We start from the raw sequence: 9,804 nt of genomic DNA, 5'->3' as shown, positions 1-9,804 counted from the left end.
CGCGGTGGCGCCCCTATATCCCGTCCCCCCCCCCCCCGGGCCGCCCCCCCCCCCCGGGCGGCCCCCCCCCCCCCCGGGGCCCCCGCCCCCCCCCCGCCCCCCCGCCCCCCCCGGGCCCGTCTCGTCTCAGCACGAGGGACGGGAACATCCGGATCCCGAGACGGAGATGTCGGAGCGGGCCCGGGAATCTATACGATGAGCCCATGCGTTCCGTCGATGTGAGCAACCAGGCCCCGGGCACCCGCCTCGTGGCGCGCCTGCACGTCGACCTGTGCCGGCTCGCCAGCGCGATCTGTCCCGGCACGCCCGCGCGCTCACGCTGAGCCGCCACGCCCCACCCGGGCCCGCCGCCGGCCGGCGACGCCGAGCCCCGGGACCATCAGCCCTGCCGCGCCCGCTGCGGCCCACCCCTCACGACTCGCACAGGAGCGCACCCATGGCCATCGAGGTCCGCATCCCGACCATCCTCCGCACCTACACCGACGGCGCCAAGGCCGTCGAGGGCACCGGCAGCAACCTCGGGGAACTCTTCACCGACCTCGACGCCCGTCACCCGGGCATCGCCGCCCGCCTGGTCGAGGGCGGCGAGCTGCGCCGCTTCGTCAACGTCTACCTGAACGACGAGGACGTCCGCTTCCTGGAGGGCATCTCCACCGCCCTCGCCGACGGCGACAGCGTCACCATCCTGCCCGCCGTGGCCGGCGGCGCCCGCTGATCTCCCGGCTCCCCCGCCCGCGCGGCGGGGGAGCCGCCCCCTCGACACCCCCCAACGCCGCGGCCGGAGGCCCCCTTGCGTTACGACAGCCCGCTCGAAGCCGTCGGGAACACCCCGCTGGTCCGCCTGCCCAGGCTGTCCGCCGCCGTTCCCGGCAACGCCGACGGGCTGGTGAGGCTGTGGGCCAAGCTGGAGGACCGCAACCCCACCGGCTCCATCAAGGACCGCCCGGCGCTGCACATGATCGAGCGCGCCGAGGCCGCCGGCCGACTCACCCCCGGCTGCACCATCCTCGAGCCCACCAGCGGCAACACCGGCATCTCGCTCGCCATGGCCGCCAAGCTCAAGGGCTACCGGATGGTCTGCGTGATGCCCGAGAACACCAGCGAGGAACGGCGCGAACTGCTCCGCATGTGGGGCGCCGAGATCATCCCCTCGCCGGCCGCCGGCGGCTCCAACACCGCCGTCCGCATCGCCAAGGAGATCGCCGCCGAGCACCCCGACTGGGTCATGCTCTACCAGTACGGCAACCCCGACAACGCGGGCGCCCACTACGCCGGCACCGGCCCCGAGATCCTCGCCGACCTGCCCTCCGTCACCCACTTCGTGGCCGGCCTCGGCACCACCGGCACCCTGATGGGCGTCGGCCGCTACCTGCGCGAGAAGGTCCCCGGCGTGCGGATCGTCGCCGCCGAACCCCGCTACGACGACCTGGTGTACGGGCTGCGCAACCTCGACGAGGGCTTCGTCCCCGAGCTGTACGACGCCGAGGTGCTCACCACCCGCTTCTCGGTCGGCTCCGCGGACGCCGTCCGCCGCACCCGCGAACTCCTCCAGCAGGAGGGCATCTTCGCGGGCGTCTCGACCGGCGCCATCCTGCACGCCGCGATCGGCGTCGGCCGCAAGGCCGCGGCGGCCGGGGAGCGGGCGGACATCGTCTTCGTCGTCGCCGACGGCGGCTGGAAGTACCTGTCCACCGGCATCTACACCGCCGAGTCCACCGAGGCGGCCGTCGAGGCGCTGCAGGGCCAGCTCTGGGCCTAGGTGTGCATCTGTCGGACCCGCGGCCCGTACGGGACCTAGCCGGTCCGCAGGGCCCGTTCGGCGCGGGACCAGACCTGCCGGTCCACCGTGCCGGCCCGGCGGCGGAAGGCCGTCAGCGGCACCTCGCGCAGCTCGTCGGTCTCCAGCCAGCTGGTCCGGCCCTGTCGGTCGCCCACCGAACCGGGCGGCAGCGGCAGCACTCCCGGGCGGTCGCCGTGGTGCTTGCTGGTGATCTTCGCGACGGTGGCCTGCCGGCCGTGCACCCGCAGCACCAGGCACGGGCGGTCCTTCGCCCCCGGGCCGTCCTCGAACGGCACCTCCGCCCACCAGATCTCCTGCGGTCGGGGCGCCGCCGCGCCGCGGGTCGCCGGGCGCGGCCGCGGGCCGGTCGGACCGGCCGGTCGGGGAGCCGGGCGGGTCCGCCTGACCAGTGCCGCCGCGACGGCGGCCACCGCCGCGACGCCCGCCACCGCCAGGACCACCCAGATGCCAGTCATGCCGCTCATGCCGCGAACCGTACCGGCCCGCGGCGGCGCCCACCACCGTCGGTGCTGTGACAGTTGAGTATTTGTCCGCCCGTTGCTCCCGGTTCGTCACGGAACGGCCACGGTGCCCGTTCTGCGCGCAGGACACCGCCCCGGCCCGGAAAAGCTGCCCACGAACGTCCGCCCCCGCCCCTCCGGAGGTGTCCTCGTGAGCAGGGACAGCGACCTGTGGTCCTACGCCGAGATCGCCCGCCACATCAACGTGCAGCCCGAGACCGTGCGCAACTACCGCCGGCACGGGCTGCTGCCCGACCCCGACGTCGTCGACGACGGCCACCCCCGCTGGCACCCGGACACGATCCGCACCTGGGCCCGCAACCGCCCCCGCCACCGCTGACCGGCCCGGCAACGGCCCCCACCCCGCCGCGGGACCGCCGGACCGCCCCCGCCACCGCTGAGCGACACCCCCGGCACCGCTGAGCGAGGCCCCCGCCCCGGCCCCGGCGTTCTGGTGATTCCAGCCACAGCCCGGCACGGGGACGGGGGCAAAGTGTCCTTCCGCCCTTACCCTCGACACGCGAAGCAGTGCTCCCGGCCGGTTCCCCGGCCCGGCCTGCCGTTTTCCAGCAGCAGCCAGGACGTGTCGGGGCGGAGGGGCTCGGATGAAGATGACCGTGGTGGGGTGCTCGGGGAGCTTCCCGTCCGCCGACTCGCCCTGCTCCAGCTACCTGGTCGAGGCCGACGGCTACCGCGTCGTGCTCGACCTCGGCAACGGCGCCCTCGGCGCCCTGCAGAAGTACGTCGACCTCTACGCGGTCGACGCCGTCCTGCTCAGCCACCTGCACGCCGACCACTGCGTCGACCTCTGCGCCTACTGGGTCGCCCGCAACTACCGTGCCGAGGGCTGCCCGGACCCGATGCCCGTCTACGGCCCGGCCGGCACCGCCGAGCGGCTCGCCCGCGCCTACGACATGCCGGAGAACCCCGGGATGAAGGAGGTCTTCGACTTCCGCACCCTCACCCCCGGCGCCTTCGACCTCGGCCCGTTCCGGATCGAGGTCGCCCAGGTCAACCACCCGGTCGACGCCTTCGCCTTCCGCCTCGAACACGACGGCCGCTCGCTCGTCTACTCCGGCGACACCGGCGAGAGCGCCGAGCTCGTCGAACTCGCCCGCGACGCCGACCTCTTCCTCTGCGAGGCCGCCTACATCGACGGCCGGGACACCTACCGGGCCGTCCACCTCAACGGGCGCGAGGCCGGCGAGCACGCCACCGCCGCCGGCGCCCGCCGCCTCGTCCTCACCCACATCCCGCCGTGGACCGACGCCGAGCACAACCGCCGGGACGCCGCCGCGGCCTACGCCGGGCCCGTCGAGATCGCCCGGGCCGGCGCGGTCTACCGGATCTGACCCGCGACGGCCCGCCCGGTGGGCCGCCACGCACGACGACCCCGCCCCGCCGCTGGGGGAGCAGCGGTGGGGCGGGGTCGCGGGGTGTGGCCGGGTGTCAGGCCTTGGTGACGTCCTCGATCTCGTCGTCCTCCTCGCGACCGGGGGTCTTGAGGTCGAACTTGGTGATCGCGAAGCGGAAGAGGAAGTAGTACAGCGCGGCGAAGGCGAGGCCGATCGGGATGATCATCCACGGGTCGGTGGCCTTGCTCCAGGCCAGGGCGTAGTCGATCAGGCCGCCGGAGAAGGTGAAGCCGTCGTGCACGCCGAGCGCCCAGGTGACGGTCATCGAGACGGCGGTGAGCAGCGCGTGGATGACGTACAGGGCCGGGGCGATGAAGACGAAGGCGAACTCGATCGGCTCGGTGACACCGGTCACGAAGGAGGTCAGCGCCAGCGAGAGCATCATGCCGGTGACGGCCTTGCGGCGGTGCGGCTTGGCGGCGTGGGCGATGGCCAGGGCGGCGGCGGGCAGCGCGAACATCATGATCGGGAAGAAGCCCGACATGAACTGGCCGGCGGTCGGGTCGCCGGCGAAGAAGCGCGGGATGTCGCCGTGCACGATGGTGCCGTCGGCCTTGGTGAAGTCACCGGTCTGGAACCAGGCGTAGGAGTTCACGAACTGGTGCATGCCGACCGGCAGCAGACCGCGGTTGACCAGGCCGAAGGCGCCCGCACCGAACGCGCCGGCGCCGATCAGGGTGTCGTTCAGGCTCTTGATGGCGTCGCCGACCGGGCCCCAGGTCAGGGCGAAGAGCACGCCGACGGCGGTGCCGACGAAGGCCATCAGGATCGGCACCAGGCGGCGGCCGTTGAAGAAGCCCAGCCAGTCGACCAGCTTGGTGCGGTGGTACTTCTGCCAGAGCACGGCGGCCAGCAGGCCGATCACGATGCCGCCGAGCACGCCCGGGTTCTGGTAGGTCGGGGCGACCCACTTGCCGTCGGCGATGTGGCCCTCGGCGATCGGGAACGCGGTCAGCACGTTCTTGTAGACCAGGAAGCCGACCAGGGCGGCGAGGGCGGTGGAGCCGTCCGCCTTCTTGGCGAAGCCGATCGCGATGCCCACCGCGAAGAGCAGCGGCAGGTTGTCGAAGACCCCGCTGCCGGCGGTGTTGAACACCGCGGCGACCTTGTCCCAGCCGAGGCCGTCCTTGCCGAACACGTCGTCCTGGCCCAGGCGCATCAGCAGGCCTGCGGCGGGGAGCACGGCGATGGGCAGCTGGAGGCTGCGGCCGATCTTCTGCAGACCCTGGAGGAGGCTCTGGCCGAACTTCTTGGTCGGGCTTGGCGTGGCCGGAGCCGTGGCGGGCGCCGGTGCCTGCGCAGACTGACTCATGGGGGTGGGTTCCTAACGGCATGGCGGTCGGTCGGGGGAGGGGCACAGGGGGCCGAACCGCGAACTGGTCTACACCACGTGTGGTGTAGACCAGTTTTGTAGCACGGGTGGAGAAGGCGGGGAACCCCGGAAAGCACTGCTGCCGGGAAGCGCTATGAAATCGAAACCTACTTGCGGAACGACGATCATGATTACCCGGCGTGATTGGGATTTTGGCTATTTGCGCAACAAAAAGGCCCGGCCTCGCCGGGCGTCGCCGGCTCGCGGCGGAGCGTGCGCGACCAGGCCGGTGGTGCGGCCGCCGAGGCTTTCCCGCCAGGGCAATTGGCCCTTTCCGGAAAGTCGATGGCCCCCGGACCGACGGGTCCGGGGGCCATTGCGGGTGACGTCCGGTGACGCTCGGTTTCGGGGGCGGTTTCGCGGCCCGCTATCAGGCCTTGGTGACGTCCTCGACCTCGCTCTCGTCCTCCCGGCCGGGCGTTTTCAGGTTGAATTTGACGATGATGAACCGGAACAGCGCGTAGTACACGGCGGCGAAGCCGGCCCCGATCACGAGGATCAGCCACGGCTTGGTGGCCAGGCTCCAGTTGATGACGTAGTCGATCAGGCCGGCCGAGAAGCTGAAGCCGTCGTGGACCCCGAGGCCCCAGGTCAGCCCCATCGAGACGCCCGTCAGCAGGGCGTGCACCAGGAACAGCGCCGGGGCGATGTAGGCGAAGGAGTACTCGATCGGCTCGGTGACGCCCGTCACGAAGGAGGTCAGGCCGACCGACAGCATCAGTCCGTAGATCTCCTTGCGGCGGTGCGGCTTGGCCGAGTGCGCGATCGCCAGTGCGGCGGCGGGCAGCGCGAACATCATGATCGGGAAGAAGCCGGACTGGAACTGGCCGGCCGTCGGGTCGCCCGCCAGGAAGCGCGGGATGTCGCCGTGCACCATCATGCCGTCGGGCTTGGTGTACTCGCCGAACTGGAACCAGACGAAGGTGTTCAGCAGCTGGTGCATGCCGATCAGCAGCAGCAGGCGGTTGAACAGGCCGAAGAGGCCGGCGCCGGTCGACCCGAGGTCGGCGAGGGTCTGACTGAAGTCGTTGAGGCCGCGGCCGATCGGCGGCCAGACCCAGACCGCCAGGCAGGCGGTCAGCATGCCCACCAGGGCGGTGATCATCGGCACCAGGCGGCGGCCGTTGAAGAAGCCCAGCCAGTCGACCAGCTTGGTGCGGTGGAATCGGACCCACAGCCAGGCCGACATCAGGCCGATCAGGATGCCGCCCAGCACCCCCGGGTTCTGGTACGTCGCGGCCGCCGACTTCGCCGAGCCGTAGTCCACGCACTGGTCGCTGACCAGCACCGTCGGCGGCTTGCACTGCTCCGGGAAGGCGTGCAGCACCCGGTAGAAGACGAGGAAGCCGACCACGGCCGCCAGCGCCGTCGAGCCGTCCGCCTTCTTCGCCATGCCGATCGCCACGCCGACGCAGAACAGCATCGGCAGGCCGAGCGCGGAGTCCAGCAGGGCGCCGCCGGCCGCGGCGAAGACCTTGGCGACGTTGTCCCAGCCGAGGCCGTCCTTGCCGAAGACGTCGGGCTGGCCGAGCCGGTTGAGGATGCCGGCGGCCGGGAGCACCGCCACCGGGAGCTGCAGCGAGCGGCCCATCTTCTGGAGCCCGCCGTAGAGGGTGTGCCACCACACGGTCTGCGGGGTCGTGGCGCCTGCCGAACTCATCCTTCGACCTCCGGGAGCAGTGGGCGGCCGGTGGCCCCGGCGGGACCCCGCGCGGGGGCCGGAACGCCCGGGGTCCTTTCTGCGTTCATCGGAGTACACATATATTGGTGTAGACCACTTTGGGACGCAGGCCGCACGCCGGGCCGCGGGCCCCGCTGATCGTCATCCTCCGGCGGCGGTCGGGACCGTGCGCGCCGGACTGCGCCAAAAGTGGACTAACGTGGCAGACCGGCCCGGAGCGGGTGATGCTTGTCGCGCTGCCCGGCAGCGCGACCACGGCTGAACCGGCGTCAGCACCGGCAGACGGTCCCGGCGGCCACCGGCCGACGGACACCCAGCACAGCGCAGGACGGCACCCGGCAGAGCCGCCGGCAGGCCGAGACAGAGGGAGAGAATCAGATGGCCAGCAAGGCTGAGAAGATCGTCGCCGGTCTGGGCGGCATCGACAACATCGAAGAGGTCGAGGGCTGCATCACCCGCCTGCGCACCGAGGTCAAGGACGCCGCCCTGGTCGACGAGGCCGCGCTCAAGGCCGCCGGCGCCCACGGCGTCGTCAAGATGGGCACCGCGATCCAGGTCGTCATCGGCACCGACGCCGACCCGATCGCCGCCGACATCGAGGACATGATGTGAGCTGAGCCACCGCGCTCACGCTCCCCCCGGCCCGCCGCCCCGCACAGGACGGCGGGCCGGGGCGCGTCCGGCCCGCGCGCACCGGCACGGCGCCCGCCCCTCCCGGCGCGGCTCCGCAGCGGCCTCCGCGGACGCTCTCCGGAACACCCGCGCCGAGCGACTACGCTCGGTTCCTATGTCACGCATCGACGGCCGCACCCCCGACCAGCTCCGCCCGATCACCATCGAACGGGGCTGGAGCAAGCACGCCGAAGGCTCCGTCCTCATCTCCTACGGCGACACCAAGGTGCTGTGCACCGCCAGCGTCACCGAGGGCGTCCCCCGCTGGCGCAAGGGCAGCGGCGAAGGCTGGGTCACCGCCGAGTACTCCATGCTCCCGCGCGCCACCAACACCCGCGGCGACCGCGAGGCCGTCAAGGGCCGCATCGGCGGCCGCACCCACGAGATCAGCCGCCTCATCGGCCGCTCGCTGCGCGCCGTCGTCGACCACCGTGCCCTCGCCGAGAACACCATCGTCCTCGACTGCGACGTCCTCCAGGCCGACGGCGGCACCCGCACCGCCGCCATCACCGGCGCCTACGTCGCCCTCGCCGACGCCGTCGCCTGGGCCCGCGACCGCAAGCTCCTGCGCGCCAAGGGCCAGCCCATCACCGGCGGCGTCAGCGCCGTCAGCGTCGGCATCATCGACGGCGTCCCGATGCTCGACCTCCAGTACGAGGAGGACGTCCGCGCCGAGACCGACATGAACATCGTCTGCACCTCCGACGGCCGCTTCGTCGAGGTCCAGGGCACCGCCGAGGGCGCCCCCTTCGACCGCGCCCTCCTCGACCGCCTCCTCGACCTCGGCACCCTCGGCTGCGCCGAACTCGACGAGATCCAGCGCAAGGCCCTCGAGGGCTGAACCTCCCCGGCCCGCGCCGCCGTGGAACGGGACGGACGCGCCGCTGTACAGGCCGGGCCCGGAGCCCGTACGGTTCCCGCAGCACCCCGCTGCGGGAACCGCGCACCCCCCGGCGCGCGTCCCGTCCCACGGAACCCGCGCGCCCCCCAGGAGGACCGGATGCCGTCGAGCATCGCCCGCCCCGCCGCCCTCGCCGTGGCCGGACTGATCGCGATCCTCCCGCTCAGCATGGTCAGTTGCTCCGCCGCGCAGAAGGCGCTCGACTGCGGCAACACCGCCGTGCGGGTCACCGGCGACCTCGCCGACGTCACCGCCGCCTACGGCAACTCCAGCAACGACTCGGCCGCCGCGGCGAAGGCGCTGCAGAAACTCCGCGGCGACCTCGACCAGATCGGCCGGAACTCCAAGAACACCGACGTCGCCAAGGCCGTCGCCGACCTCCAGAAGCAGGCCGACAAGGTCCAGCAGGCCGTCGACAAGAAGGAGGTCCCCGACCTCAAGCCGCTCGGCGACGCGGCCGGCAACCTCACCTCGGTCTGCACCGGCTGACGCCCCCACCGCTGCCGATAGGGTGGGCGATATGTCCACCCGATTGATCCTCGCCACCCGTAACCAGCACAAGGTCGCCGAGCTCCGCGCCATCCTCGGCGAGGCCGGTCTGGACGTCGAACTCGTCGGCGCCGACGCCTACCCGGAGATCCCGGACGTGCCCGAGACCGGCGTCACCTTCGCCGAGAACGCCCTGCTGAAGGCCCACGCCCTCGCCCGCGCCACCGGCCTGCCCGCCGTCGCCGACGACTCCGGCCTCTGCGTCGACGTCCTGAACGGCGCCCCCGGCATCTTCTCCGCCCGTTGGGCCGGCAAGCACGGCGACGACCGCGCCAACCTCGACCTGCTGCTCGCCCAGCTCTCCGACATCGCCGAACCGCACCGCGGCGCCCACTTCTTCTGCGCCGCCGCCCTCGCCCTGCCCGACGGCACCGAGCGCGTCGTCGAGGGCCGCCTGCTCGGCACCCTGCGCACCGCCCCCTCGGGCGACGGCGGCTTCGGCTACGACCCGGTCCTGCAGCCCCTCGGCGAGACCCGCACCTGTGCCGAACTCACCCCCGCCGAGAAGAACGCGATCAGCCACCGCGGCCACGCCTTCCGGGCGCTCGCCCCGGTCGTGAAGGACCTCGTCGGCTGACGCACCGTCCGTGGAACGCCGAAGGCCCGCCCCGAGAAGATTCGGGGCGGGCCTTCGATCTGAAGGTTTTAGATGAGTGCGGCCTGAGGGATTCGAACCCTCACGGGGTTTCCCCCACCGGATCCTAAGTCCGGCGCGTCTGCCTGCTCCGCCAAGGCCGCGTGGCCCCTAGTCTAGGGCTTCGCCTCCGGTGGGAACACCGTGATTCGGTCCGGGGGCGTGCGCACCGCCCCGGGGGTCGCCGGGCGGGTGCGGGGTCGGCTGCGGGTGGGGCCGTCGGTCCGGCCGTCTGGCCGGTCGTGGGTCGGGTCGCGGGTCCGGTCGTGGGATGTCGGG

At 72.5% G+C, this 9,804-nt stretch carries 12 protein-coding genes and 1 tRNA gene; 9 read left to right on the top strand and 4 right to left on the bottom strand.

Going from position 1 to position 9,804, the window contains the following annotated elements; translation table 11 throughout:
* Positions 1-203 precede the first annotated feature (203 nt).
* From ACIRS1_RS18055 to ACIRS1_RS18045, 3 genes are all read left to right on the top strand, one after another.
* Positions 204-323, top strand: coding sequence for a putative leader peptide (locus ACIRS1_RS18055; protein ID WP_347878546.1), 120 nt, complete (start codon positions 204-206; stop codon positions 321-323).
* A 113-nt stretch (positions 324-436) separates the two neighbouring features.
* Positions 437-715: a MoaD/ThiS family protein gene (locus ACIRS1_RS18050; RefSeq protein ID WP_196952340.1), complete on the top strand. Its 279-nt coding sequence runs from the start codon at positions 437-439 to the stop codon at positions 713-715.
* Between the two features lie 75 nt (positions 716-790).
* Positions 791-1,759: a cysteine synthase gene (locus ACIRS1_RS18045; RefSeq protein ID WP_360223461.1), complete on the top strand. Its 969-nt coding sequence runs from the start codon at positions 791-793 to the stop codon at positions 1,757-1,759.
* Positions 1,760-1,794: 35 nt separating this feature from the next.
* On the opposite strand, the gene ACIRS1_RS18040 is transcribed toward ACIRS1_RS18045, so the two are convergent.
* On the bottom strand, positions 1,795-2,265 hold the full coding sequence (locus ACIRS1_RS18040; RefSeq protein ID WP_402840678.1) for a type II toxin-antitoxin system PemK/MazF family toxin: 471 nt from the start codon (positions 2,263-2,265) through the stop codon (positions 1,795-1,797).
* Between the two features lie 187 nt (positions 2,266-2,452).
* Between ACIRS1_RS18040 and ACIRS1_RS18035 the strand changes: the two genes are divergently transcribed.
* Together ACIRS1_RS18035 and ACIRS1_RS18030 are read left to right on the top strand one after the other, a co-directional pair.
* A complete protein-coding gene (locus ACIRS1_RS18035; protein WP_360209504.1) occupies positions 2,453-2,641 on the top strand; it encodes a MarR family transcriptional regulator in 189 nt (62 codons plus the stop codon).
* Positions 2,642-2,906: 265 nt separating this feature from the next.
* On the top strand, positions 2,907-3,653 hold the full coding sequence (locus ACIRS1_RS18030) for an MBL fold metallo-hydrolase (protein ID WP_402840676.1): 747 nt from the start codon (positions 2,907-2,909) through the stop codon (positions 3,651-3,653).
* Between the two features lie 97 nt (positions 3,654-3,750).
* Here the strand turns inward: ACIRS1_RS18030 and ACIRS1_RS18025 are convergent, their stop codons facing one another.
* Both ACIRS1_RS18025 and ACIRS1_RS18020 read right to left on the bottom strand, forming a co-directional pair.
* Positions 3,751-5,028 carry a PTS transporter subunit EIIC gene (locus tag ACIRS1_RS18025; protein ID WP_360209498.1) on the bottom strand — a complete coding sequence of 426 codons (1,278 nt, stop codon included), beginning with the start codon at positions 5,026-5,028 and terminating at the stop codon, positions 3,751-3,753.
* A gap of 430 nt (positions 5,029-5,458) precedes the next feature.
* Entirely contained in the window at positions 5,459-6,748 is a 1,290-nt protein-coding gene (locus ACIRS1_RS18020; RefSeq protein ID WP_402840673.1) for a PTS transporter subunit EIIC, read from the bottom strand.
* A gap of 249 nt (positions 6,749-6,997) precedes the next feature.
* Between ACIRS1_RS18020 and ACIRS1_RS18015 the strand changes: the two genes are divergently transcribed.
* From ACIRS1_RS18015 to rdgB, 4 genes are all read left to right on the top strand, one after another.
* The gene (locus ACIRS1_RS18015) at positions 6,998-7,381 is read left to right on the top strand and encodes a glucose PTS transporter subunit EIIB (RefSeq protein ID WP_402840670.1); all 384 of its coding nucleotides are present in this window, start codon (positions 6,998-7,000) and stop codon (positions 7,379-7,381) included.
* Positions 7,382-7,556: 175 nt separating this feature from the next.
* Positions 7,557-8,282, top strand: a complete 726-nt coding sequence (rph, locus tag ACIRS1_RS18010; protein WP_360209492.1) for a ribonuclease PH — start codon at positions 7,557-7,559, stop codon at positions 8,280-8,282.
* 159 nt (positions 8,283-8,441) lie between these two features.
* The gene (locus tag ACIRS1_RS18005; protein ID WP_360209489.1) at positions 8,442-8,831 is read left to right on the top strand and encodes a hypothetical protein; all 390 of its coding nucleotides are present in this window, start codon (positions 8,442-8,444) and stop codon (positions 8,829-8,831) included.
* A gap of 31 nt (positions 8,832-8,862) precedes the next feature.
* Entirely contained in the window at positions 8,863-9,468 is a 606-nt protein-coding gene (gene rdgB, locus ACIRS1_RS18000) for an RdgB/HAM1 family non-canonical purine NTP pyrophosphatase (RefSeq protein WP_387901484.1), read from the top strand.
* A gap of 77 nt (positions 9,469-9,545) precedes the next feature.
* Here rdgB and ACIRS1_RS17995 read toward each other — a convergent pair.
* Positions 9,546-9,629 (bottom strand) — tRNA-Leu (locus tag ACIRS1_RS17995).
* Positions 9,630-9,804 lie beyond the last annotated feature (175 nt).

The sequence above is a fragment of the Kitasatospora sp. NPDC101176 genome (assembly GCF_044768035.1).
Taxonomy (GTDB): Bacteria; Actinomycetota; Actinomycetes; order Streptomycetales; family Streptomycetaceae; genus Kitasatospora.
The sequence above is the reverse complement of the archived record's forward strand: the minus strand, read 5'-3'. Positions and strand labels throughout refer to the sequence as shown.